The 24,613-nt window shown below is 64.3% G+C and carries 19 protein-coding genes; 6 read left to right on the forward strand and 13 right to left on the reverse strand.

The window, feature by feature from the left end; genetic code table 11:
• The first annotated feature begins 253 nt into the window (after positions 1 to 253).
• Entirely contained in the window at positions 254 to 4,144 is a 3,891-nt protein-coding gene (locus GD628_RS13445) for a S8 family serine peptidase (protein ID WP_152275062.1), read from the forward strand.
• Between the two features lie 78 nt (positions 4,145 to 4,222).
• Here GD628_RS13445 and GD628_RS13450 read toward each other — a convergent pair whose 3' ends face one another.
• From GD628_RS13450 to GD628_RS13460, 3 genes are all read right to left on the reverse strand, one after another.
• On the reverse strand, positions 4,223 to 4,864 hold the full coding sequence (locus tag GD628_RS13450) for a cyclase family protein (protein ID WP_226802553.1): 642 nt from the start codon (positions 4,862 to 4,864) through the stop codon (positions 4,223 to 4,225).
• 7 nt (positions 4,865 to 4,871) lie between these two features.
• Positions 4,872 to 6,272 (reverse strand): purine-cytosine permease family protein, encoded by a 1,401-nt coding sequence (locus GD628_RS13455; RefSeq protein ID WP_152275063.1) that lies wholly within the window; start codon positions 6,270 to 6,272, stop codon positions 4,872 to 4,874.
• 159 nt (positions 6,273 to 6,431) lie between these two features.
• Positions 6,432 to 7,319 carry a DNA-formamidopyrimidine glycosylase family protein gene (locus tag GD628_RS13460; protein WP_152275064.1) on the reverse strand — a complete coding sequence of 296 codons (888 nt, stop codon included), beginning with the start codon at positions 7,317 to 7,319 and terminating at the stop codon, positions 6,432 to 6,434.
• Between the two features lie 70 nt (positions 7,320 to 7,389).
• On the opposite strand from GD628_RS13460, the gene map reads away from it, so the two are divergent.
• Complete coding sequence (gene map / locus GD628_RS13465; RefSeq protein ID WP_152275065.1) at positions 7,390 to 8,166, forward strand: type I methionyl aminopeptidase; 777 nt, start codon at positions 7,390 to 7,392, stop codon at positions 8,164 to 8,166.
• A gap of 136 nt (positions 8,167 to 8,302) precedes the next feature.
• On the opposite strand, the gene GD628_RS13470 is transcribed toward map, so the two are convergent.
• On the reverse strand, positions 8,303 to 9,376 hold the full coding sequence (locus GD628_RS13470; protein ID WP_152275066.1) for an SDR family oxidoreductase: 1,074 nt from the start codon (positions 9,374 to 9,376) through the stop codon (positions 8,303 to 8,305).
• A gap of 107 nt (positions 9,377 to 9,483) precedes the next feature.
• Complete coding sequence (locus tag GD628_RS13475; protein WP_152275067.1) at positions 9,484 to 11,007, reverse strand: helix-turn-helix transcriptional regulator; 1,524 nt, start codon at positions 11,005 to 11,007, stop codon at positions 9,484 to 9,486.
• Positions 11,008 to 11,122: 115 nt separating this feature from the next.
• Here GD628_RS13475 and aceA point away from each other — a divergent pair, with 115 nt between their 5' ends.
• From aceA to GD628_RS13490, 3 genes are all read left to right on the forward strand, one after another.
• Entirely contained in the window at positions 11,123 to 12,421 is a 1,299-nt protein-coding gene (gene aceA, locus GD628_RS13480) for an isocitrate lyase (RefSeq protein ID WP_091608363.1), read from the forward strand.
• Between the two features lie 137 nt (positions 12,422 to 12,558).
• On the forward strand, positions 12,559 to 14,193 hold the full coding sequence (gene aceB / locus GD628_RS13485) for a malate synthase A (RefSeq protein WP_152275068.1): 1,635 nt from the start codon (positions 12,559 to 12,561) through the stop codon (positions 14,191 to 14,193).
• A gap of 167 nt (positions 14,194 to 14,360) precedes the next feature.
• A complete protein-coding gene (locus GD628_RS13490; protein WP_152275069.1) occupies positions 14,361 to 15,794 on the forward strand; it encodes an amino acid permease in 1,434 nt (477 codons plus the stop codon).
• Here the strand turns inward: GD628_RS13490 and GD628_RS13495 are convergent.
• Positions 15,791 to 16,162, reverse strand: a complete 372-nt coding sequence (locus GD628_RS13495) for a VOC family protein (RefSeq protein ID WP_152275070.1) — start codon at positions 16,160 to 16,162, stop codon at positions 15,791 to 15,793. The genes GD628_RS13490 and GD628_RS13495 overlap by 4 nt on opposite strands.
• Before the next feature lie 92 nt (positions 16,163 to 16,254).
• Between GD628_RS13495 and GD628_RS13500 the strand changes: the two genes are divergently transcribed.
• On the forward strand, positions 16,255 to 16,962 hold the full coding sequence (locus GD628_RS13500) for a DsbA family oxidoreductase (RefSeq protein WP_152275071.1): 708 nt from the start codon (positions 16,255 to 16,257) through the stop codon (positions 16,960 to 16,962).
• 16 nt (positions 16,963 to 16,978) lie between these two features.
• Here GD628_RS13500 and GD628_RS13505 read toward each other — a convergent pair whose 3' ends face one another.
• Genes GD628_RS13505 through GD628_RS13535 form a run of 7 tightly spaced genes read right to left on the reverse strand, consistent with a single transcriptional unit; the run spans position 16,979 to position 24,554 of the window.
• Positions 16,979 to 17,587 carry an aconitase X swivel domain-containing protein gene (locus tag GD628_RS13505; RefSeq protein ID WP_338083425.1) on the reverse strand — a complete coding sequence of 203 codons (609 nt, stop codon included), beginning with the start codon at positions 17,585 to 17,587 and terminating at the stop codon, positions 16,979 to 16,981.
• Entirely contained in the window at positions 17,518 to 18,798 is a 1,281-nt protein-coding gene (locus GD628_RS13510) for an aconitase X (RefSeq protein ID WP_152275072.1), read from the reverse strand. Before GD628_RS13510 ends, GD628_RS13505 begins: the two co-directional genes overlap by 70 nt.
• Positions 18,782 to 20,125, reverse strand: coding sequence for an FAD-dependent oxidoreductase (locus GD628_RS13515; protein ID WP_152275073.1), 1,344 nt, complete (start codon positions 20,123 to 20,125; stop codon positions 18,782 to 18,784). The genes GD628_RS13510 and GD628_RS13515 overlap by 17 nt, the downstream gene beginning before the upstream one ends.
• Before the next feature lie 29 nt (positions 20,126 to 20,154).
• The gene (locus tag GD628_RS13520) at positions 20,155 to 21,828 is read right to left on the reverse strand and encodes a dihydroxy-acid dehydratase domain-containing protein (protein WP_152275074.1); all 1,674 of its coding nucleotides are present in this window, start codon (positions 21,826 to 21,828) and stop codon (positions 20,155 to 20,157) included.
• Complete coding sequence (locus tag GD628_RS13525; RefSeq protein WP_091608383.1) at positions 21,829 to 22,623, reverse strand: ABC transporter permease; 795 nt, start codon at positions 22,621 to 22,623, stop codon at positions 21,829 to 21,831.
• Positions 22,620 to 23,459, reverse strand: a complete 840-nt coding sequence (locus GD628_RS13530; protein WP_091608386.1) for an ABC transporter ATP-binding protein — start codon at positions 23,457 to 23,459, stop codon at positions 22,620 to 22,622. Before GD628_RS13530 ends, GD628_RS13525 begins: the two co-directional genes overlap by 4 nt.
• Positions 23,460 to 23,480: 21 nt before the next feature.
• Positions 23,481 to 24,554 (reverse strand): ABC transporter substrate-binding protein, encoded by a 1,074-nt coding sequence (locus tag GD628_RS13535; RefSeq protein WP_152275075.1) that lies wholly within the window; start codon positions 24,552 to 24,554, stop codon positions 23,481 to 23,483.
• Positions 24,555 to 24,613 lie beyond the last annotated feature (59 nt).

Here is a 24,613-nt window from a genome sequence, read left to right on the forward strand (position 1 = left end):
GAATGTGGCCTATTACCAGAATAATCGTGGGCGTAAAGGGCACGGCGCAAACACCAAAAGAATTAGTCTGCACTGTTGACACGAGCAACTCCAGCAACGAGGGTACAGGAAGCACCGCGGTGGATTCTGACCGAAATCGCGGAACCCGCCAAGCTTCGTCTTGGCCGATACTCCATGCCAGGTCTAGGTCGGGGGGACGCAAACCACAAGTTTGCAGTTTCGGACTGCGGCAGCTCTTTCACTAAGGAGAACAATGAACAGTCCAAACCACCGGAGATCGACGAGGGCGGTGCTGGCCTCCATTGCAGGCGTCGCTCTGGTCTCCAGCATGTGGACCCCGGCTTCGGCCGTCGAGGGGAACACCCAGGATAATCCGAGCGCCCAGGGACTGACCCAGGTGACGCCGGATCTCAAAGTCTCATCCGACCTAAAGGACAAGCAGGGACCGGTCTCGGTCTTCGTTCAGTTCACCGGCAAGGGAGCCTTCGAACAGACGCAGCCACGCGAGGTACGTGAAGGCCTGGCCGCTCCGCTAAATAAGGCACCGCAGGTACAACAGATTCGTTCGACTATTGAGGCCCAGGCAGAAGAAGTTGCCGCCGAGGCTTCGTCGAACATTATTTATACGACCACCAACACTGTCCCTGGTGTCGCCATCAACGGGGACGCAGAGGCTATCCGGGCACTCGCTGCACGCGGGGACGTAGCCAAGATTACTGGCATCGTTCCCAAGACTTACGACAATAAGGGTGGGGACATCGACGTCCGCGCCCTAGACTCATGGGTTCAGCGGGACCAGACCGGTGAGGGCGTAACTATCGCCGTCCTCGACACGGGCCTTGGCTACACCCACTCCAACTTTGGCGGCCCCGGCACCCTAGAGGCCTTCGCCGAAGCTCAGGCAATGGACGAGATGCCTGCGCCTGATTCGGGCCTATGGGATCCCGAGAAGTTTGCCGGCGGCTGGGACCTTGTGGGCGACGATTACAACGCCGATCCCTCGGTTCCGGAGCTGTACAGCCCCATCCCCAAGCCTGACGCCAACCCGCTGGACTGCCAGAGCCACGGCTCGCACGTCGCCGGCACGGCTGCCGGCTACGGAACTAACGCAGACGGCACTACCTTCAACGGGGAGTATGGCTCCTTGACAGCGGAAGATGTCAACAGGATGGGCATCGGCCCGGGCACCGCCCCAGAAGCCAAGATCGTGGCCCTGCGAGTCTTCGGCTGCGGAGGTTCCTCCGAGGTTGTTGGCCAGGCCCTCGACTACGTCCTGGACCCCAATGGCGACGGCGATTTCTCCGACCGCGCGCAGGTAGTGAACATGTCTCTGGGCTCGGACTTCCCCGCCTATGACGATCCGGAAAACGACATCGTCAACGCGCTCACGGCGCAGGGCATCCTCTCAGTTGTGTCCTCGGGTAACGACGGCGACATCTACGACATTGGCGGCTCACCCGGCAGTGCCGAGACGGCACTGACTGTCGCCAACAGCGTCGGTTCGCAGACCACCCTCGATGCCGGTGAAATCCTGGCGCCGGAGCCCGGTGTTGCGGCCGGCCAGTACACCGCCAGCTTCAACTACGCTGCAGCCGCGCCTGAAGCACTCACCGGAACCGTCGTGATGGGGCCGGAAGGCGACAACGCTGACGGATGCGCTGCCATGGAGCCCGCCGGAGACGACGCGGGCAAATGGGTCTGGCTCTCCTGGGATGAGAACGCAGCCACCCGCGAGTGTGGTTCCGGCGCCCGCTGGAACAACGCTGCAGCTGCGGGCTACAGCGGTGTGGTCATCGACTCGACCCTGAATGCTTTCGAGGCTGGCATTGCCGGCAACGCCGCAATCCCCGGTATGCAGTTCACCGCGGACACATCCGAGGACCTGCGGGCGGCCGCCGAGGCCGGAACCCTGCAGATCCGCCTGGCACCTGAACTGGTGGGTAGCGTCACCGGCCCGTCCGAGGCACTGGACACCCTGAACGCCAGCTCCTCGCGCGGAGTTCACGGTTCCAACGGCGTCATCAAGCCCGACGTCGCGGCTCCAGGCACACAGATCAAGTCCGCACAGGTAGGCACAGGCACCGGCGCATCGATCAAGAGCGGAACCTCTATGGCTGCCCCGAACGTTGCCGGCATCGCAGCCCTCGTGGTCGCGCAGACCGACTACAACCCGTATGAGGTCAAGTCGATCATCATGAACACTGCCACGCATGATCTGCTGACCGGTGACGGGGTGGCCTACGCTCCCAACCGTGTCGGTTCCGGCCGTGTTGATGCACTGGATGCGCTGAACACCAAGGTCTTTGCCTACGCAACTGATCAGCCGGGCCTAACCTCGGTCAACTTCGGTGTCCTGGAAATCAGCGGGACAACCGAACTTACCCGCTCGGTAACAATCGAGAACAAGGGTGATTCTCCGAAGACCTACACGGCCGAATACCTCGAAGCCACCAGGGTCCCCGGAGTTTCAATCACCGTTGATGGAGGCCCAATAACGGTTCCCGCCAACGGCAAGGCAACGGTTAACGTGACCCTTCGCGTTGAGGACCCCGCTGCCCTGGCCAAGACCATCGATCCGGCTGCTGAGAAGCTGCAGCTGGATGTTGCCCGTCAGTACATTGCAGAGGCCTCCGGCCGCCTGCAGCTGACGAGCGATGACTCCGTGCTTCGAGTACCGGTCTACTCCGCGCCAAAGCCGGTCTCCGATATTAAGGCAGATCCGAAGACCACCTTCACCAACGCCTCCGAGCTGGGCGCCGTAACAACGCTCCGTGGACGCGCACTAAACCAGGGAGAGGGAAGCGAAGCCTACGTTTCGCTGACCACCCCGCTGGTTTTGGGCGCAGAAAGCCCGCGCCGCGAAGGCCTGGCATTGGACTCCCTGTACTCCTTGGACCTGCGTACGGTTGGCGCATCCTCAAGTGCACCGGCCCTGGCAGCAGCTGGAGAGAACCCGGAAGACGGCTACCTGACCATCGGTCTCAGCACCTGGCAGAACTGGGCAACGCTGAACAGCAACAGTCAGGTCCGGGTTGATCTGGACCTCAACGGAGACGGCGAGCCCGAGATGGCCGCCCTCACCACCCGGGCGGACGGCCTGGATCAGACAGTTTTCCAGCTGGTCGTGATCGAGAACGGTGAGATCGTTGGCGCCCTCGAAGGGCTGGGCCTGGCCAACGGCACATTCGGTGACGTGGATACCAACGCCTTCGACACCAACGTCGTAACGCTGCCGATCCCGCTCGCAGCTCTGGGACTGGACCTGAACGCCCCGGCGCCCATCCAGTACCGGGTCTCCACCCGTAACCTCCTGAACGTTGACGAGTCAGGCACCATGGTTCCCGTGGACGCCACTGACTGGATCGGCTTCGACGCCGCCCAGCCGGCCATGTGGTTCGCCGGCGCACCGGGCACCGAAGGTGCTGGCACTTTCGTGGCCGCTGACCAGGCAACTCTGGGCGTGAACCGCCAGGAAGGCGTCAACGGCGGCAAGGCACTGTTCCTGCACCACCACAACGCCGACGGCGTCAAGGACCAGGTGACTACGGTTGAGGTGGGCTCACTGCGCTTCCCCGATGCCACAGGAACCAAGTTCGAGACCGAAATCAACTGGATGGCTGACCGCGGCCTGACCACGGGCTACCCGGACGGCACCTACCGCCCGTACGGCTCGATCAACCGTGATGCCATGGCGGCGTTCCTCTACCGCCTGGCCGGATCGCCGTCGTACAACGCGCCGGTGACCAGCCCGTTCTCGGACGTCGCTACGGACAACCAGTTCTACAAGGAAATCTCTTGGCTGGCGGAGACCGGTATTTCCACTGGTTACCCTGACGGCACCTTCCGGCCGGTGACACCGGTCAAGCGTGACGCCATGGCTGCGTTCATGCATCGGTTCGCCGGCGAACAGTGCTCTGTTGACGGTGCCAGCGGATACGTTTCACCGGAAGCCGCTTCCTTCAACGATGTGGCCATCACCAACGAGTTCCACAAGGAAATCTCGTGGATGAAGGAATCAGGCGTTTCCACCGGCTGGCCCGACAGCACGTTCCGGCCGCTGGAGAACGTCTCCCGTGAGGCCATGGCGGCCTTCATCAACCGCCTGGACACCTACACCACGGACAACGGCGGAAACTGCAAGTAACACCTGCAGGCAGTAAGCAGCCAAAACAGCGGGCCCGGGAGATTCTCCCGGGCCCGCTCCTGTTACATGGCCAGTGCGCTAGACCCAGGCAACGGCGCGTACCGGCGCTCCGTCCGCTGCGGCGAGATGTAGGGGAAAGAACCCCACCCGGCAGCGGGAAGGCAGCGCAGCCGCACCACGGACGTTCTCGACGATCAGCCCGTCGGAGCCAAGGACAAGCTCATGGACCGGCAGGCTGAACTCCTGCCCGGGCTGAAGTGTCCGGTCCGGGTTCAGGGTGTCAACCGCCAGCACCCGCATGCCCCGGCTCCACAGCTCTTCCGCCGCAGCCGGGGATAGAACGGGGTGCGACAGGTACTCCCCCGTGCCAAAGAGGCGGTCCCATCCGGTGGCCAGCAGGACTATCCGCGGCACTGTTCCAGTAACCTGGCCGGCCAGGTGGTGCCAGGCGATCTCCGCATCCGTTTCCAGGTGCGGAAGGTGCAGCACCAGGGCTTCGCCCGTCAGTTCCTCCAGCCCAACCTCGGAGGTGGTGCGGCCGCCTTCAATGCTGTGGCAGGGCGCATCGACATGGGTTCCGGTGTGGCTGCCAAGATGCAGGCGCGCCACCTGTGCTCCGTCCGCGCTGATGCTCAATGCACCGGTGATCTCCACCTCCGGGTCACCGGGGAAGACCTGCATTCCGGAGGAAACCATGTGGGTCAGGTCGACGATGGCCAATTCGGGCCTATTCCGCGGCTGCCGGGGCACGGTACGGCAGTCCGTCCCCCTCGGCGGGCTGCAGCCCCGGACCGGCTGCGGTGCGCGCACGTTTCCTGGCTGACACAGCGAAGTAGAGCACAAAAGTCAGCACGAAGGCCGGGATGGTGGCACCCACCGGGCTGGGCCAGATGTAGGTCAGCACGTAGGAAGCGCCGGCCCCCACCACCCACACCGCGATAGCCGCCCAGTTCACGCCGGCGGTGTACCAGTACGCGCCACCGCTGGGACGAAGAATGTCCCTGCTGTAGCTGCCGCGCCTGATGATGTAGTAGTCCACGATCATGATCGCGAAGACAGGAACAAAGAACGCCCCGATCATGACCAGGAATCCGGTGAACTGGTCCAGGAGCGCCATCCAGGTTGATCCGGCAATGGCGATGGCTCCGACGGCAAGCGAAGTTGGCAGGAAACGGGCCTTCCACCGTACCTGTGCATTCACCACGGAGGTGACCATGCCGTAGACCACCATGGTGTTGGTGGCCATGACGGACATGAAGATCACGATCGCCAGCGGAGTGCCGAAAGCGCTCACAATCACGGTGGGGTCGAAGGACGCAGCCGCATCCCCGGAGAGAATCACGTAGCCGATCGCCGTCGCGCCCAGGACCATGGCCAGCGTCGTCGAGATGGTGTAGCCAACGCCGGATCCAATGATTCCGGCACGGCTGGACCTGGCGAGCCGGTTGAAGTCCGCCGAGAGCACTGTCCAGGAAATGGCCGTGGCAATGACGATGTCCAGCACCATGAAGTTCGTGTACCCCAGCGACTCATCCACCTCGATCCCGCCGAACTCGGCGGGGCTGAAGGTGGTAAAGGCGCTGACGAAGACGTAAACCATGATGGCCAGAATGACTACGGCCAGCCACGGCTCCACTTTGGCAATACCGCCGTGGCCCAGAATGGCAAGGAAAACAACCAGGGTTTGGCAGAGCACTGCGAAGAGCACCGGGCTGGAGAAGCCGGTGAACTGCTCCACTACATAGTTGACCGTCACGCCGGCCAGCATTGCCTGGACCCAGCTCCAGCCCATCAGGATCACTACGTTCGCTGCCACCGGCACCAGGCTTCCCCTGGCACCGAATGCTCCGCGGGTGATGGCCATGGTTGGAAGCCCGGTGCGCGTCCCAATGTTGCCGATCAAGGTCAGGACGACGGCGCCCAGGAGAGTGCCGAGGATAATCATCCACACCGCGGAACCAAAGCTGACACCGGGAACAATCAGGGTGCCCGTGAGCAGGGTCGTCACCACGAAGTTGGCTGCCAGCCAGATCATGCCAATGCGCGGCGCGGACAGGGTGCCGCGCACGGGGCCGGAGCCTTCGTTGCTCTGCTGCAGGTGCCGGTCAAGGCGGCGGTAGAGGTTCATGGGTGTCCTAGGGGTGCGGGGCCGGGCGGGATTCCACCAACAAGGTTCTTGGTTTCTTATGAGCAACATGTGTTGTCTATAAGTTACATGAGCCCCTGGTGGTGGCCGTCACAATTCCGCCACACTTCCGCGCCTGGTCCTGCAGACCCGCACGGCAGACTATTTGAGCAGCCGGGACATCCTGCGGTCAGCGAGCAGCTTTCCCCCGGTCTGGCAGGTGGGACAGTACTGCAGGGACGAATCGGCGAAGGATACTTCCCGTACGGTGTCGCCACAGACGGGGCACGGTTCCCCGGTGCGGGCGTGGACCCGCAGAGCCCGGCGCTTTGAGTCCTTCAGCTCCGCTGCCGGACGCCCCGCGGCGTTGTCGATGGCGGACTCCAGCACCGCGCGCATCGCCTCGTACAGCCGTTTGGTTTCCTCCGGCTTGAGTTTTGACGCGTTCGCGAACGGGGACAGATGCGCCGCGTGAAGGATTTCATCGCTGTAGGCGTTGCCGATCCCCGCTATGACTGACTGGTCCCGCAGCAGGCCCTTGATCTGGCCCCGGTGGCCGGCGACCAGCTCCGCGAACGTGGGCTCATCGACGTCGAACGCTTCCGGACCCAGCCGGGCAATGCCCGGCACCTCGGCCGGATCCCGGACCAGGTAGACAGCCAGGGACTTTTTGGTTCCAGCCTCAGTGAGGTCAAAACCGGGTTCGTCCCCACCGGGTTCCGCTGCTGCGAAGCGGACGCGCAGCGCCATGCGCCCCTTGCCCGGACGCAGTTTGCCGGGCTTCAGCGCATCGGACCAGCGCAGCCAGCCGGCCTTGGCCAGATCCATCACCAGGTGCACTCCCCCGGCCGTAATGATCAGGTATTTTCCGCGGCGCTGCACTGCCGTCACGGGGCCTTCCTGCAACGCCTCCAGCGGCACCCCAGCCGTTTTCAGCACAGCGAAGGAAAGCACTTCGACGTCGGCTACCTGCGCGGGCGAGCCGCCGTCCGGCAGCAGTTTGGTCCGCAGGAAATCGGCGAGTCCCTGCACTTCAGGCATCTCGGGCATGCCTACACCCTAGACGGTCTGCCAGAATGCAGAACAGACGCCAATTCTCCTGCCCCATGAAAGGCACCACATGATCGAGATCCTGAACGCAGCTGAAGTGGCGAAGGCCCGGGTTACCGGCCGGCTCGTCGCAGACATTCTCCAGGCCATGAACTCGCGCGCAACCGTCGGCACCAACCTGCTGGAAATAGACCAGTGGACGGGGCAGATGATCAAGGACGCCGGTGCCGAATCCTGCTACATCGACTACGCGCCCTCATTTGGCCGCGGCCCCTTTGGACACTACATCTGCACAGGTGTGAACGACGCAGTGCTGCACGGCCTTCCGCATGACTACAAGCTGCAGGACGGAGATCTGCTGACCCTTGACCTCGCGGTCTCCAAGGACGGGATTGCCGCTGACTCGGCTATCAGCTTCATCGTCGGGAACAGCCGGCCGGCTGAAAGCGTAAAGCTGATCGGTGCCACCGAACGGGCGCTGGCCGCCGGCATCGCCGCGGCACGTCCGGGGGCGAAGATCGGTGACCTTTCCTACGCGATCGGCACGGTGCTGTCCGGCGCCGGGTACCCGGTGAACACTGAATTCGGCGGACACGGAATCGGCTCCACCATGCACCAGGACCCGCACGTTCCCAACACGGGGCGTCCGGGCCGCGGCTACGTGCTGCAACCGGGGCTAATGCTCGCGCTCGAGCCGTGGGTCATGGAGGACACGGACCAGCTCACGTTCGACGCCGACGGCTGGACACTGCGCAGCGCGACGGGGGCGCTCACCGCGCACAGCGAACACACCATCATCATCACGGACGACGGCGCCGAGATCCTCACCCTGCCCTCGGCTGGATAGCCCGGCGCCCGCCGGGTTCCCGTCTCCCGCTTCCCGTCTCCCGCTTCCCGTCTCCCGCATCGAGATGACAGAAACTGCCCGAATCCGGGCTCTAACGGGCAGTTTCTGTCATCTCGATTCAGGGGCGGGGAACTGATCAGGGAATGATCCGGTCCGCGCGGTACTGGTCGAACAGCTGCAGGAAGCTGTCTTCCGTGCGGCGGTAGCCGGTGAAGCCGGCGAGGCGGCTCTTGCTCATATCCGCGAGGACCTCCATGGTGCGCCCCAGGTCTGCATCCGTGTGCCACCAGGACGCGATTCGGGCAAGGTTTGCCTCGCTGAGCCCCTCCTCGGCAGCGATGTCCGACCACACCTGTTCCATGCCCAGCATCTGCTGTTCGAGGGGACGTGGGGAATCCTTGAACCCTTCGGCTTCCACACCGAAATAGGCAGCCAGTTTTGGCCACATCCAGCGCCAGCGAAAAACATCACCGTTGACCACGTTGTAGGCCTGGTTGCCGGATTCTTCGGTGGTCGCTGCCCACATCATGTGCTCGGCAAGAAGGTTTCCGTCAGTGACATCCGTGAGACCATTCCACTGGGTTTCCGAGCCCGGGAAGATGAAGGGCCTGCCCAGTTTCCTGCAGATGGTGGCCTGCGCGGCCAGGGTCAGCCCCATGTTCATGGCATTGCCGACGGCGTGGCCAACCACGGTGTGCGACCGGTGTACCGACCAGCGGAAGCCCTGCTTTTCAGCGGCCGCCCAGAGTTCGTCTTCCTGCGCGTAGTAGAAGTTGTCGACGGGCAGCCGGGGCTCTTCTTCCCGGAATGGAGTGTCCGGAACCGGCCCCGCTCCGTACGCTTCGAACGGGCCCAGATAGTGCTTGAGGCCGGTCATGAGTGCCACGTGTTCAACCGGGGCGTGTTCGAGGGCCCGGAGCACATTCCTCAGCATCGCTCGGTTGACGCGGATGTTTTCTTCCTCGGTGTCCTGCCGTGCCCAGGCCGTGAAAAACACGTGCGTAGGCGTTTCCCCGCGGAGGGCATCCGCGAGACTGTCTGCTGCCAGCAGGTCGGCAGGGATATGCCGGGAATCCGAGCCGCTCACGGGGTTCCGGGACAGTGAAAGTACCGTCCAGCCGCCCTCCTGGTTCAGCCGTCGAATGATGGACGATCCGGCGATGCCGCTTCCGCCGATGACCAGCGCTGTCTTGTTGGATTCGGTGACCATCAATTCACCCTATCCCCCGGGGCTCCTCCCGGTGATGCGGGGACCGCCGGCCGGTGTCAGTCCCCGCGCCTCGCGATCCGGGGACTGAGCGTCCTTTCGAAGGGCACTCAGTCCCCGGAGTGTGCCTGCAGGAAGCTGTACACCTCGGTCTCGTCCACGCCGGGAAATGCACCGGGAGGCAGCGCGGCGAGCAAATGCGAATGCGCCCGGGCGCTGGGCCAGGCCATGCCGGACCATTCAGTGGCCAGCTCCGCAGGCGGCGTGCGGCAGCAGTCAGGATCCGGGCAGCGGGACTTGGAGCGCTCGGTGGTGTCCCGGCCGCGGAACCACTTCACGTGCGCGTACGGCACGCCGATGCTGAGGGAGAACAGTCCCCCGGAGCTGCGCTCGGTACGTGCAGTACACCAAAACGTTCCGGCCGGTGTATCCGTGTACTGGTTGTACGCACTGAACTTGTCGGGCACTGAAAACACCTCGCGGCTGGTCCAGTACCTGCAGATTGGCTGGCCCTCGATGGCGCCGGTGTGGTCGGAAGGGAACGTCACGCCGTCGTTCTCATAGGCCTTGTAGACAATGCCGCTCTCATGCACTTTCTGGAAGTGCGTGCGGATACCCAGGTGCTCCGTGGCCAGGTTGGTGAAGCGGTGCGCCGCGGTTTCGTAGGAGACGGCAAAAGCGTCACGAATGTCCTCGACGGCGATTTCCTTGGCGGTCTTGGCCCGCTGCAGGAACTCGACCGTGGCTTTCTCCGGCAGCAGCAGTGCGGCGGCGAAATAGTTGGTCGCCACGCGCTGGCTGAGGAACTCGCCGTAGCTGCGCGGCGTCTGGTGATCCAGCACGTAGTGGCCCAGCGCCTGCAGCAGCACCGAGCGCGGATCATGTTCGGAACGCTGGGACTGCGTCAGGTAGATGCGCTTGTTCTTCAGGTCCGTCACGGAGCGCGTGGAATGCGGCAGGTCAGAGACGTGGTGCAGGCTGAATCCAAGGTGGGCGGCGATATCCGCAATGACGTGCTGGGACAGCGGACCGTTGGTATGGCCCACTGAATCCAGCACTCTCTGGGCGGCCTGTTCGTACTCGGGGAAGTAGTTGTTGCGCTCCCGCATCATCGCCCGCAGCTCCCCGTTGGCTCGTCGCGCTTCCTCCGGAGTGGCCACCTGTTCGTTCAGCCGGCGTTCCAGTTCGGCCTGCAGGCCGACGAGGGATTCCAGCACATCAAGGGGCAGACGCGAAGAAATGCGAACCTTCGGCAGGCCCAGGGACTGGTACAGCGGGCCGCGCTGCGCGCGCTCAAGCTCGATTTCGAGTGCGGCCCGGCGGCTGGGCGGCTCCGAGCCGAGCAGCTGGTCGATGCTCACGTCCAGCGCCTTGGCCAGGGCCTGCAGCAGCCCCAGTTTCGGCTCACGCTTGCCGTTTTCGATCAATGAGAGCTGGGAGGCCACGGTCCCGACGGCGGCGCCAAGGTCATCGAGTGTCATGCCCTTGGCCTTGCGCAGGTGCCGCACCCGGCGGCCCAGGGAGATGACGTCCAGCGAGGAGTCGGCCGCGCCGGCGTCGTTCGATGTACCGGTTGAAATGGGCCGGTTCCATGTTGCGCTCGTCACAAATTCACAATAAGCGAAAAAGTGCATTTCTTTCCATAGAAAACCCCTAGAAAGGGGCTTGTTATTGCCCGAGTGTTGATTGCACAGCAAGGAAATGCCGGCTTCACAGCCGGTTCGCACCGCAACCAAGGAGACGTTAGGCATGACGCAGGAAGCCAGCACCGCACGCACCGCAGAGCAGCTCGCCCAGGAATGGGCCAGCGATCCCCGCTGGGACGGCATTGAGCGCGACTACACTGCCGAGGACGTCGTCAAGCTCCGTGGCCGCGTCCAGGAAGAGCACACGCTGGCCCGCCGCGGCGCCGAGAAGCTGTGGGACCAGCTCCGCAATGCCGGGGACGAGGGCTACACCAACGCCCTCGGCGCCCTGACCGGCAACCAGGCCGTGCAGCAGGTCAAGGCCGGCTTGAAGGCCATTTACCTCTCCGGCTGGCAGGTGGCGGCCGACGCCAACAACTCCGGCCACACCTACCCGGACCAGTCGCTCTACCCGGCCAACTCGGTCCCCACCGTTGTCCGCCGCATCAACAACGCCCTGCTCCGCGCAGACCAGATCGAGTTCGCCGAAGGCATCCAGTCCGTGGATGACTACCTGGTGCCGATCGTGGCCGACGCCGAAGCCGGCTTTGGCGGCCCGCTGAACGCCTACGAGCTGATGAAGTCCATGATCCAGGCCGGCGCCTCGGGCGTTCACTGGGAGGACCAGCTCGCCTCGGAGAAGAAGTGCGGCCACCTCGGCGGCAAGGTCCTCATCCCCACCAGCCAGCACATCCGCACCCTGAACGCTGCCCGCCTGGCAGCCGACGTCGCCGGCACGCCCACCGTGGTGATCGCCCGGACCGACGCCGAGGCCGCCACCCTGATCACCTCCGACGTCGACGAGCGGGACCAGGAGTTCATCACCGGCGAGCGCACGGCGGAAGGCTTCTACAAGGTCCGCAACGGCATTGAACCCTGCATCGCCCGGGCCAAGGCCTACGCCCCGTACTCCGACCTCATCTGGATGGAGACCGGCACCCCGGACCTGGAAATGGCCCGCAAGTTCTCCGAAGCTGTCCGCTCCGAGTTCCCGGACCAGATGCTGGCCTACAACTGCTCGCCGTCCTTCAACTGGAAGAAGCACCTGGATGACGACACCATCGCCAAGTTCCAGCGCGAGCTCGGCGCCATGGGCTTCAAGTTCCAGTTCATCACCCTCGCTGGCTTCCACGCCCTGAACTACTCCATGTTCGACCTCGCCCACGGCTACGCCCGTTCCGGCATGAGCGCCTACGTGGAACTGCAGGAGCGCGAGTTCGGCGCCGAAGACCGCGGCTACACCGCCACCCGTCACCAGCGCGAAGTCGGCACCGGCTACTTCGACGCTATTGCCACCGCCCTGAACCCCGAGGGCAGCACCCTGGCACTGGCCGGCTCCACCGAAACCGCCCAGTTCCACTAACCAGCAGCACCCCCGTCCCCCCCCCCCCTCGAGATAGCAGAAACTGCACGTTAGAGCCTCGAAAAGAGCACTTTCTGTCATCTCGATGGAAGGGGGGCGGGGACCCAAACTTTTAGAAACACGCGAAGGAGCACGCCATGAACGATCCCATCACCCTGAACGGCATTTCCCTCACCGCGTCGCCGGTCCGCCGGCAGGAGGAAATCCTCACCCCGCAGGCCCTGGACTTCGTCAAGGCGCTGCACCAGGCGACCCACACCCGCCGGCAGGAACTGCTGCAGCAGCGCCAGGCCCGCCGGCAGAAGATCTCCAACGGCGCAGACCCGTCCTTCCTGGCCGAGACCCGCCACATCCGCGAGGACGACAACTGGCGCGTGGCTCCCACCGCTCCCGGCCTGGAAGACCGCCGCGTGGAGATCACCGGCCCGGTGGACCGCAAGATGACCATCAACGCCCTGAACTCCGGAGCCAAGGTGTGGCTGGCGGACATGGAGGACTCCTCCACGCCGTCGTGGGCCAACGTGATCAACGGCCAGCTGAACCTGCGCGACGCCCTGGACAACCGGCTGGGGTTCACCTCCCCCGAGGGCAAGGAATACAAGGTCAGCGGATCCCGGCTGACCGAGCTGCCCACCATTGTGGTGCGCCCGCGCGGCTGGCACCTGCCGGAAAAGCACATGCTGGTGAACAACACGCCGATCGCCGGCGGAATCGTGGACTTTGGCCTCTACTTCTTCCACAACGCACACCGGCTGATCGCTGAAGGCCGCGGCCCGTACTTCTACCTGCCGAAGATCGAGAACCACCTCGAAGCCCGCCTGTGGAATGACATCTTCATCCTGGCCCAGGACCTGCTCGGCATCCCGCAGGGCACCATCCGCGCCACCGTGCTGATCGAAACCATCACCGCAGCCTTCGAGATGGAAGAGATCCTCTACGAGCTGCGGGACCACGCTGCGGGACTGAACGCCGGCCGCTGGGACTACATCTTCTCCGTGATCAAGAACTTCCGCACCCGCGGCCCCCGGTTCATCCTGCCGGACCGCAACATGGTCACCATGACCGCTCCGTTCATGCGCTCCTACACCGAGCAGCTGGTGCGGGCCTGCCACCGCCGCGGCGCCCATGCAATCGGCGGCATGGCGGCCTTCATTCCCAACCGCCGGGACAAGGCAGCGAACGACGTCGCCATGGAGCGGGTGCGCGCGGACAAGACCCGTGAAGCGAACGACGGCTTCGACGGCTCCTGGGTGGCCCATCCGGACCTGGTGCCTGTGGCCATGGAGGTGTTCGACGGCGTCCTGGGCGAGCGCCCGAACCAGCTGGACCGCTCCCGCGAGGACGTCATCCCCAATGACAAGGAACTGCTGAACATCGCGGCGACTCCGGGCGTCATCACCGAGACCGGCATCCGCAGCAACATCGAGGTGGGCATCCGCTACATCGAGTCCTGGCTGCGGGGCAACGGTGCCGCTGCCATCAACAACCTGATGGAAGACGCCGCCACCGCCGAAATCTCCCGGTCCCAGGTGTGGCAGTGGATCCACTCCTCCGCCGTCACGGACGAGGGCGACGTGGTGACCCCGCACTGGGTCCAGGAACTGATGGAAGAGGAGTTCTCCAAGCTGGAACGCTTCGACGGAGACCGTTTTGACGACGCCCTGGAGCTGTTCGAGGAAGTGGCCTGCGGCGAGCAGTTCCCCACCTTCCTGACCGTCCCGGCCTACGCCCGGTTCCTTCACGAGTCCCGCGAACCGGCGGCAGCTGCCTAGGCTTGGCTATACAGCGGGGCCGGATGCGAAAGCGTCCGGCCCCGCTTCCATGTGCCCGGGGCCGCGCATCTGTGGGGAGCACCACGTATCGACGCCGGTCCCGGCCGGGAGGCGTACCATTGATTGGCCGCTGTTGCGGCTCATCCCCCAGCTCAAGGTGTTTTTCCATGTCTTCCTTCGGCCACGCCCTGGCCCGCGGACTGAACGTCCGGCACATCCGTTTCATGGCCCTCGGCTCCGCAATTGGCACCGGACTCTTCTACGGCTCCGCGGCAGCCATCCAGGCGGCCGGACCGGCCGTGCTCCTCGCCTACATCATTGGCGGCGCGGCAGTCTTCCTGGTGATGCGGGCACTGGGCGAGATGGCCGTCCGGCATCCGGTCTCCGGTTCCTTTGGGCAGTACGCCAGCCGCTACCTCGGCCCCTTCGCCGGGTTCATCACCGGCTGGACGTTCGCCTTCGAAATGGCGATCGTGGCGATCGCGGATGTGACGGCCTTTGGCATCTACATGGGCTTCTGGTTCCCGGACGTGCCGCGCTGGATCTGGATCCTCGCCGTCGTGCTCTTTATTGCCGCGCTGAACCTGATGCGGGTGAAGGTGTTTGGGGAAACCGAGTTCTGGCTCTCCATCATCAAGGTCAGCGCCATCATTGCCATGATTACCGGCGGCGCTGCCATCATCGTCTTCGGCTTCGGCCTGGAGGACGCAGCCAATCCCGGCCTGGAAACCCTGCTGGGCTCCGGCGGCTTCTTCGCCAACGGCTTCTGGGGCCTGCTGGCCTCCTTCGCCGTGGTGATGTTCGCCTTTGGCGGTATTGAAACCATCGGCATCACCGCCGGTGAAGCGGAGAACCCCAAAAAGGCCATCCCCGCGGCGGTGAACACCGTGCCGGTGCGCATCCTGCTCTTCTACGTGGGTGCGCTGTCCGTGCTCATGATGATCTTCCCGTGGGAGCAGATCGACGGCGAAACCAGCCCGTTCGTGCAGATCTTCGACTCGCTGGGCATTCCCGCCGCAGCGCACATCCTCAACGCCGTGGTGATCACGGCGGCCCTCTCAGCGATCAACTCGGACACCTTCGGCGCCGGCCGCATGATGTTCTCCCTCGCCCAGCAGGGCCAGGCACCTGCAGCCTTCGCCAGGATTTCCCGCCGGGGCGTGCCGTGGATGACGGTAGCCGTCATGGCCGCCGTCCTGCTCGTCGGCGTCGTACTGAACGCAGTGCTGCCCGAGTCCCTGTTCCTGCTTATCGCCTCCATCGCCACGTTCGCCACTGTGTGGGTATGGCTGATGATCCTGCTCTCCCACATCGCGATGAAGCGGGAGATTTCGCGCAAGGGCATGCCGGCGTCGGAATTCGGTGTGCCGTTCTGGCCTGTTGCCTCCTACGCGGCGCTGGCCTTCATGATCTTCATTGTGGTGCTGCTGGGCGTCATGCCGGACACCCGCGTGGCGCTGGTGGTGGGCGTCGTCTGGATCGGCTTCCTCTTCGCCGCCTACCGCATCTGGGTCCGCGGCAACGGCAGGGAGCGCGCGGTGCTCGCGGATGAAACCGGAACACCGGAAAGCACGACGGCGGAGGCCGGCGGGCGCAGCTAGCCCTCGCCCCAGCACAGGCAGAACGGGTGTCCTGCCGGATCCGCGTAGACCTGGAAGCCGGTGGGCGCCGTGGTGTCCTCGGAAGCCTGCAGCAGCTCCGCCCCCAGGGACAGCGCTTCGGCATGCGCCGAGGCCAGGTCTTCCACGTGGAGGTCCAGGTGCATCTGCTGCGGCTGGCCGTCCGGCCATTGCGGCCGGACGTGGTCCGGTGCCAGCTGGATGGCGAGGACCTTTTGCCCATCTACCTGAACGCTGTGCCAGTCATCGTCCTGCTCGATGGCCGTTCCACCGAGCAGCGACGCCCAGAACGTGCTTTCAACACTGAGGTCCGGAGCATCGATGACGAGTGTCTGCCTGGTGAGTTTCATGTCCGGGATCATTCCACACGAACCGGCCGCACGGAACGGTGCGTCCGGCCCCCGGGGAATAGAAATCCCCGGGGCAGTTGTTGCCGACGGATGTGTTGGTAGAAATCTGGTCCGATATCGGATGCCCCTGGTGTTTCATTGGCAAGCGGCGGTTTGAGGCTGCCCTGTCCCGCTTCGAGCACGCTCCGGAGGTGGAAGTCCGCTGGCGCAGCTACCAGCTGGACCCCACGCTGCCCGAGCGTTTCGAGGGCACGGAAGTCGAGTACCTCAGCAAGGTCAAGGGCATGGACCCGGCCCAGGTTTCCGGGATGCTGGACCACGTCACCGCCCAGGCTGCCGGTGTTGGCCTGAGCTACCGGTTCGATGAGCTCAAGGTCGCAAACACTTTCACCGCGCACCGCCTCATTCACCTTGCCCATGACCGGCGCGGCGCCGAAGCTGCTGCCGGGGTGAAGGAAGCGCTCCTCGCCGCCCACTTCGAGCAGGGCCGGGACATTTCCAGCCACGATGTGCTGGCCGGGATTGGTGCAGAGGCCGGGCTGGATCCCGAAGCAGTGCGCAGCGTCCTGGCAGGGAGCGAGTACACCGATTCAGTGAACGCGGACATCGCCGAGGCCCGGGCCCTGGGCGTCAGCGGCGTCCCGTTCTTCGTGCTGGACCGAAAGTACGGCATTTCCGGAGCGCAGCCCGAAGAGGTATTCACCCAGGCGCTCTCCCAGGCCTGGGCAGAAAGCAGGCAGCCGCTGCAGCCCATCGCCGCCGAAAGCGGAGCCTGCGCCGTCGACGGCAGCGGCTGCTAGCCAGCTCCCGGCTTCCTCACTTACCCGGTTGGAAGCCGAACTCCAGGGAACCTCCCCAGGTTCCAGGGAGTTCGGCTGCCCGCTGCAGGATAGTCACCGTTCCGGAGTAGGCGTCCACCTCAACGAGGTCACCTGTCCGAATGACCTGTACGGGATCCTCGTCCAGCTCACTGACCGTTGGAACCCTGGTGACGACGGCGCCAAGCACGGCCTTCGTGCTCATCTTGCTGAAAACCATGGCCGCCGGGGCCGCACCAAGAAGCCGGGTGCTTTGAAAGAATCCGGACCATCCGGATGAGCCCTTGGCGCCTGGGAAGACCAGGACCCTGCCCGCGAATGACACCCCGCAGAGGGGATGGCGCCGCTCGATGATGGTGCCTGTAGCCGGGTCGATCCCGCCCCAACCGGAAATAGTGGCAGGCGAAACAAGAGCCAAGCCCCGCGTCTTCCCGGGGACGATTCCACGTCCCCGCAGTACAACGTGGTTTCCGCTTTCCGTCGCCCCGCCGGGTGCTGCCGCAGCCGCCTGCGGTGCCGTGTCCTGATCCGGGATGCTCACTGCAGGACCCCGTTCCACTTGCCTGTCAGGGCCGCCCGGACACAGTCCTCCGTAGTTCCAAACCACGCTTCGATGCCCAGGATTGCCGGCAGGTAGTGCGCCTGTTTTGCGCTGTCCGTAGCGAAGACCCTGGTTCCTTCCGGCGCAACCCGTGACATGGCAGGACACGAATCCGTGAGCAGCCGTCCCCCGGCACGTTCAATCACCGCGGAGTATCCATTCCGGTCGGCCACGGCGCGCAGGGCGCGCGGCGTCATCACCCACAGCTCGGTGTTCGGGTTCAGTTTCCTGCCCTCAAGCAGCGAGGCAATCTGGGCTATCTGCTCAAGGGAGGCATGGGGGCAGCCGAGCAGGATGAAGTCCACGTCTTCGGAGTCGCCCTGGCTGTTCAGCGAAGCGTAGGCGGCCTGCCGGTCGGCCTCCGTATAGGCAACGGCTTCCGGGACAGTGGCATGTCCGAAGGCATCATTGACGGTGGGCGCCTCCGGTGTGACGCCGGGCAGGTGGAAGATCTCCACGCCTCCGCTGGTGGCCAGTGCCGCGCCCAGATGCTTCAAATCGTTCAACGACGGTAATCCCAGGTTCCCGGTCAGGACCGGACGCTCTTCCTGCACCACGTCCCCGGTGAAGTATCCGAACAGGCCCCAGTCCAGGAAGGAATCGATCCTCACATCGGACCTGATGAGGTGAGTGCCCTTCCGGTTCGCGTCGAGGTGGTTTCCCCAGTACGGGATCCGCCCTGTGAGACCGGCTGCGCCGGTGGAGGTCGTCCCTTCGCAGTTGGACTTCGCGCCGATCACCGAGTTGGCGTAGACAACCGCTGAGGACTCCATCCAGGCAATGTGTTCGCCGCGGACCGGCAGGTTGCCCACCTGGTAGGGGGTACAGGTCGCCAGGATGTTGATGCCCCGGTCACTCGCGAAGGATTCCGCGTCTGCCTGCAGTTCCACCAAATGCGGGCTGTAGGGCGTGATGTTGAGTGCGTCGGCGCTGAAGCCGTGCTGTAACTGGCAGGTGGGAACACGCATCTTCGGAATCTCGATGTCCTCATCGCAGTCCAGGTTGATGACGGCATAGGCCTTGTTCCAACCGCCCTCGGCGGCGATTTTGTTCTTGGCCGGAGTGGGCTGGGTGGATGTCCCGGCCACGTTGCGCACGCTGCACAGGCGCTCAGCACCGAGTCCTTCCCCGTAGCGGATCAGCAGGTCCATGGCGGCTGCGACGGCGGAACCGTCCCGGCCGTCACGCATCGCCTTGTCATCATCGGTCAGTTGCAAGAACCTGCTCCCTTCCGGGTTGTCCGCCTGCTGTTTCGTCCTCGCCGATGTTGACCCGAATGCGTTCACGCAGGTCGGCCAGGTTGATCTCGGAAACCGGTCCGCCGTCGGCAAGGTCGAGGGCATGGGCAGCCGCCTCACCCATTGCCGCGCAGGGGCCCATCACCCGCACACTGGACAGGGCCGCAGCATCGCCGTCAACGCAGCGTCCTGCGGCGAGCAGGTTCACCGCACCGCGCGGAGTGATACTGCCCAAGGGCACATAGTGGACGTGCTCGGAATCAAAGACGTCCCACACGTATCCCTCCGGCCGGTCATGCAGCTCGATCGGCCAGGCGGTACGCGCCACCGCATCCTCGAAACGGAAGCCGGTCTTCACCTCATCAGTGGTGAGCTGGTGCTCTCCTGCAATCCACCTGGTCTGCCGGCGCCCCGGGAAGCCATAAAGGCGGACTGTGGCCCGTCCGAACGCGTCGGGGAACTCGGCCCGCAGGAAGTCGACCACCCTGTCCGCCTGTTCCTTGCCGCGCAGCTGGGCAGCGGAAGCTTCGATCACCTGCAGCGGAGCTTCCACGTGGGTCATGTTCATGACGGCGGTATCCCGCCCCGGGAAGAAGAAGGCAAGTCCGTCGCGCCGGAGCAATCCGTACTCGTCTGCCTTCTCGGCTACCCGGTTGGTCAGTTCGTCAGCCGGAGGAGCGTGCACAGGATCCAGGTTTTCCAGCCGGACCTGCTGGGACCCCCAGATGGTCCGTTCAGGTACCCGGCATTCCAAACCTGCTTCCCAGGTCAGCGCCGCGTCACCGCTCGCATCTATGAAAGAGTCCGCACTGACCCGGATCAGCCCGTATCTGGTGGCGAAAACGACGGCGCGCAGGTGACCGCCGTCGTTCTCCACGTCCAGGATGGATGCCCCGGTCACCGGAATGACCCCGGCCCGGTCGATCTGGGTTTCCATCCAGCGTCCGACGGCGTTCTCGTCATAGTTCACGGTGATGGTGTGCCGGTAGTTGTAGGAAATGTCGCCGGTCCGTGCCAGGTCTTCGAACATTGGATCGAAGATGCCGTGGGTGAGCTGCCGGTATTCGGGTCCGTTGCCGAAAACCCCGCAAAACAGCCCGATCAGCGAATTGGCGCACTGGCCGCCGAGAACGGGCAGGGCGTCAACGATCACTACCCTTCGTCCCAGCCTGGCCGCCGTCAGCGCGGCGGAGATGCCGGCAATACCGGCACCGACGACGCACAGGTCCGCGGACAGTTCTTCGGCCGGCGCGTGCGGCGGTTTTGTGAGAGTGCGAATCTTTACTTCAGTCAGTGGGTGAGGCATGAAAATCCTTATCATCTGTGGAAGCCGCACTAGCGGCTTAGGGTGGCCCCGTGTTCCAGCGGCGAGACGTTGCGGGCATAGAGCCCGAGCCAACCCCTCGTCTGCCCGCCGGAGCGGGGAGCCGCGGATTCCGTCCGGCGATGGTCGAGTTCGCCGGCGGGAACGTCGAGGTCCACTGTCCTGGCCGGGATATCGATGGCGACCCGGTCGCCGTCGCGCACAAGCCGCAGCGGGCCGTCCACCCCGCCTTCAGGTTTGACCTCCCCGACGACGATTCCCTGGTTCACGAGGCCGGACAGCTGGCCGTCAGTGAGCACGGCGACCTTGCCGGTCAGTCCCGCGCCATTGAGCGCGAAGACCACGTTGGAGGCCATGCCCATCCCCGGGGTGCCCACCGGACCGACCCCGCGCAGCACCAGGACCTCCCCGGGCAGGACTGCGCCCGTCTCGATCGCGGAGATGGCTGCTGCGGCTTCTTCGAAGACCCGCGCCGGTCCGGCGAACCGGTCATCGCGTTTTTCGGTAGCCGAGAGCTTGACGATTGACCCTTCGGGTGCCAGGGATCCGCGCAGGATCTGAATAGTCGCCTGCACTCCGCGCGGGTTGTCCAGCGGCCTGATCAGCTCCGGGTCGGGGACCTCGAAGCCCTCCAGGGCCTGGTTCAGCGATTCACCGGTGATGGTGGTGGCATGCAGGTCCAGCACTGGCTTCAGCTGCGTGAGCACGGCACGGGCACCGCCGGCACCTTCAAAGTCCTCGATGCTGTCCGGCCCGCTCGGACGGACCGCTGCCAGCGGCCGGACGTGTTCGGCCAGTTCGGTGAAGAGACCATTGATGTCCACGTCCACCCCGGTTTCAACCGCGATCGCCTGGAGGTGCTTGACGCTGTTGATGGAACCGCTGACGGCGAGTACGGCGGCGGCCGCGTTGCGGAAAGCACCCGCCGTCATGATCGAGCGGGGCGTGCGCCCATGCCGGACAGCGTCCAGGATCGCTGTGGCAGAGCGTGCCGCGTTGTCCCACATCTTGGGGCTGTTGGCCGCAACCGGCGCAGCACCGGGCAGGGTCATGCCCAGGGCCTCCGCGACGATGTGCATGGTGTTGGCGGTACCCATGCCCGTGCACACGCCCGGTCCCTTGATCGCGCGGTCGCTGATCGAGCACAGATCCTCGACGGTGATCCCGCCGGTGGCCACGTGCCCGGCTTGAATAAAGACTTCCTCGATGTCTGCCGGCTCGCCGCTGTCGAGTACGCCGCAGGGCTGGTAACCGCAGGGGATAACGATGGTGGGCACATTGATCCGGCCTGCTGCCATGAGCTGCCCCGGCGTGGTCTTGTCGCACGAGGCCAGGCAGATCATGCCGTCCAGCATGGCGCCCTCAACGGCCGCTTCGACGTCGTTGGCCAGCAGGTCCCGGCTGGAGAGCACGTAACCGCCTTTACCCCCGGCCGCCATGATGAAGTCGGTGGGCGCGACCGTCCGGATCTCGAACGCCACGCCGCCTGCTTCTCGAACCGCCTCGCAGACCCGGTCCGCAATGTCATCCAGGTGGCTGAAGCAGGGGGCTAGTTTCGACGACGAGTTGACGACGGCGATCTTGGGTTTGGTCAGGTCCTCATCGGTGAGGCCAAGCACCTTCCACTGGGTGCGCCGGGTGGCCCACCGTGGACTTCCGACCGGAAAGTTGCTGCGCAGTTCCATTTAGCCCTCCGCCTTCCGCCCGTAAACCGACTCGTGCCAGGGGATCGCCAGGCGTTTGAAGGATGTGACGATGAAGTACATGGCCAGGCCGACGGAAGCAAGCATCAGGATGACGGCGAAGAGTGCAGGTGCGTTGAGTTCGTTCAAAGTCCTGACAACCATGTAGCCCAGGCCTTCGTTGCCGCCGAGATATTCGCCAACAATTGTTCCGATCACTGCCAGGACAATCGCCGTTTCCATTCCCGCGAACACGTGGGGCATCATGCTTTTGATTTCCAGGTGGGTGAAGGTCTGCCAGCGGTTGGCGTTGATGGACTGCATGACGTCACGGTGGCCGCGGTCTACGGAGCGGACGCCGAGCAGGACGTTCAGCATCACGGGGAAGAAGGCCAGGAGCGCGGCAATGATGACCTTGGTGGTCATGCCGAATCCGAACCAGATGACGAAGAGCGGAATCAGCGCAACCTTGGGAATGACCTCCAGTGCAATGATCAGGGGACGCACGCTGGCTTCCAGCAGTGGAAGCTTGCCGAGCAGGACGCCGACGATAATGCCGGCGGCAACGCCGACCGAGAACCCGATCACAATCTCGATGACGGTGATCCGGACGTGCTGCCAGGTACTGGCCTGCACCAGGAGGTCGCCGAGGTTTTCGAAGACCTGGCTGGGCGGCGGGAGCACGAGCGGCGAGACGTCCAAGGCCTTGACTGACAGCTCCCAGACCACGAAGAGGACCACCAGCAGCCCGGGTGTCGTGATCCAGGGCAGTACCTTGATGAGTTTGCGGCGGTTCACTGTTCGTCCTCCTGGTTCAGGGAAGCGCGAAGCTCCGCCACTACGGTGTTGAACTCCTTGCCGGTCTGGACTTCCACTGCGCGCGGCCGGGCCAGCGGCACGTCTGCGATGTCCTTGATCCGGCCTGGCCGAGGGGTGAGGTGGACGACGCGGTCGCCGAGGAACACGGCCTCCTCGATGTCATGCGTTACGAAGACCACCGTTGCCTGGGTGGCCAGGGCGATCCGCTGGATCTCGAGGTTCATCTTTTCCCGGGTCAGCGCATCGAGGGCACCGAATGGCTCGTCCATGAGCAGCAGCTCGGGGTTGTCGCTGAGGGCGCGGGCGATCGCGGCACGCTGCCGCATACCGCCGGACAGCTCACGCGGATAACTGCGCAGGAATTTGTCCAGCCCCACCAGTTCAGCCAGTTCCCCGGCCCTTTCCAGCCGTTCCCGCTTCTTGACCCCCCGCAGTTTCAGCGGAAGGGCAATGTTTTCCTCGATGCTGTACCAGGGAAACAGGTTGGCATCCTGGAAAACGACGCCGAGGCGCTTGATCACGCTGGAATCGACCGTTCCGTTGTGCCAGAGGCTCTTGTCCCCTATCTCAACCTGTCCTGCCGTCGGCGCCACCAGTCCCGCCATGATCCGCAGCAGGGTGGTCTTGCCGCAGCCTGAGCGTCCGATCAGTGACACGAACTCCCTGCGGCGGATTTCAAGGTTGATATTGGACAGGGCTTCCACTGAGCCGCGTTCGGTCTTGTATGTCTTATGGAGACCTTCAATGCGGATCTCCACCGGCCGGCCGTCGCCCTCCGCTGCGGGGAGCGAGGCCAGGGTGCTGTCAACGTGCATGGTCATTCCTCAATCCCGGCGTTACTTGCTGGCCGGGAGGTAGCTGTTGTCCATCCACTGCTTCGGGTCGCTGCCGGCTGGGATCATCCCCGCGTCGACAAGCTCTTCATAGCCCTCGACCCAGTACTCCTCCACCGTTTGCAGGAGCGGCTGGGTACCCTTGGCTGTCCAGAGGCTGCGGCTCTGGCGGAGCGATTCCTTGGCAACCGTGTCGTCGTCGAGCGAGGCGAAGGAGTACTTGGATCGCATCGTTTCCAGCACGCCGTCGAGCTCTTCGTCGTCCACGATCGCCTGCGTGGCGTCGTGTATGGCTGCCAGGTACTTCCGGATATCGTCCCCGTGCTCTTCGAGGCCTTCCTTGGTGGCCGTATAGACCTGGGCATCTGCACGGACGGAGTCCCCGGCGTCGAACACCGCGGCCTCACCCTCAAACTGCTGGCTGGCCACAATCGACTGGTCAATGCTGACCATGTAGCCGACGATGTCTCCGCGCTTGACCAGTTCGAATGTTCCCGGACCGAGGCCAACCACCTGCCTCTTGACCTCACTGGGATCGAAGCCGGCCTTATGCAGCATCAGTGACAGTGACTTGTCACTGGTGCCGCCTTCCGAGGGGACACCCATGGTGGTGCCGAGAAAATCCTCCGGCTTCTCCAACGGGTGGTCTTTGCTGTACAGGGTTCGGATGGAGGAACCGCGAACGATGCTGCCCACGTTGACCAGCGGCTGTCCGTCAGCAGCTGCGGTCATGAGGTCGATTGCTCCGACGCGCGTCAGGGGAGCAACTCCGGAGATCAACGTCTGAAGGGCCTGGGGAGACCCTTTGGTCGTTTGGAATGTCACTTTGAGACCCTGCTCAGCGAAATACCCTCCCGCATCCGCAAGCAGTTCGGGCGCTACGGAAAGCGTCTCCATGGGGAGGTAGCTCAGGTATGTGAAGTCCTTTAGTCCGCCGGTGGCGGCGGGTGCCGTTGAGCTGCCGCAGCTGACGATCGTGCTGCTGAAGGCCCCGAGCGTGGCCACGCCCAGCGCGCCTGTCAGGAAGCCCCGGCGGTTGATGGGCGGACGTTGGGTCTGTGCATTCGTGGGGAACATCGTTGTCTCCTCTTTCGGTGGAAAACCGTTGGAGACACTCTCTCAACCCCTGGCAGACG

It is taken from the genome of Arthrobacter koreensis, from assembly GCF_009193255.1.
Classification (GTDB): domain Bacteria; phylum Actinomycetota; class Actinomycetes; order Actinomycetales; family Micrococcaceae; genus Arthrobacter_B; species Arthrobacter_B koreensis.

Coding starts and splice junctions, on each gene's coding strand:
- GD628_RS13515 (WP_152275073.1), bottom strand. CDS start 20,125: ATGCCTCACCCACTGACTGAAGTAAAGATTCGCACTCTCACAAAACCG.
- aceB (WP_152275068.1), top strand. CDS start 12,559: ATGAACGATCCCATCACCCTGAACGGCATTTCCCTCACCGCGTCGCCG.
- GD628_RS13455 (WP_152275063.1), bottom strand. CDS start 6,272: ATGAACCTCTACCGCCGCCTTGACCGGCACCTGCAGCAGAGCAACGAA.
- GD628_RS13520 (WP_152275074.1), bottom strand. CDS start 21,828: ATGGAACTGCGCAGCAACTTTCCGGTCGGAAGTCCACGGTGGGCCACC.
- GD628_RS13460 (WP_152275064.1), bottom strand. CDS start 7,319: ATGCCCGAGATGCCTGAAGTGCAGGGACTCGCCGATTTCCTGCGGACC.
- aceA (WP_091608363.1), top strand. CDS start 11,123: ATGACGCAGGAAGCCAGCACCGCACGCACCGCAGAGCAGCTCGCCCAG.
- GD628_RS13490 (WP_152275069.1), top strand. CDS start 14,361: ATGTCTTCCTTCGGCCACGCCCTGGCCCGCGGACTGAACGTCCGGCAC.
- GD628_RS13495 (WP_152275070.1), bottom strand. CDS start 16,162: ATGAAACTCACCAGGCAGACACTCGTCATCGATGCTCCGGACCTCAGT.
- GD628_RS13535 (WP_152275075.1), bottom strand. CDS start 24,554: ATGTTCCCCACGAATGCACAGACCCAACGTCCGCCCATCAACCGCCGG.
- GD628_RS13445 (WP_152275062.1), top strand. CDS start 254: ATGAACAGTCCAAACCACCGGAGATCGACGAGGGCGGTGCTGGCCTCC.
- GD628_RS13530 (WP_091608386.1), bottom strand. CDS start 23,459: ATGCACGTTGACAGCACCCTGGCCTCGCTCCCCGCAGCGGAGGGCGAC.
- map (WP_152275065.1), top strand. CDS start 7,390: ATGATCGAGATCCTGAACGCAGCTGAAGTGGCGAAGGCCCGGGTTACC.
- GD628_RS13470 (WP_152275066.1), bottom strand. CDS start 9,376: ATGGTCACCGAATCCAACAAGACAGCGCTGGTCATCGGCGGAAGCGGC.
- GD628_RS13475 (WP_152275067.1), bottom strand. CDS start 11,007: ATGCACTTTTTCGCTTATTGTGAATTTGTGACGAGCGCAACATGGAAC.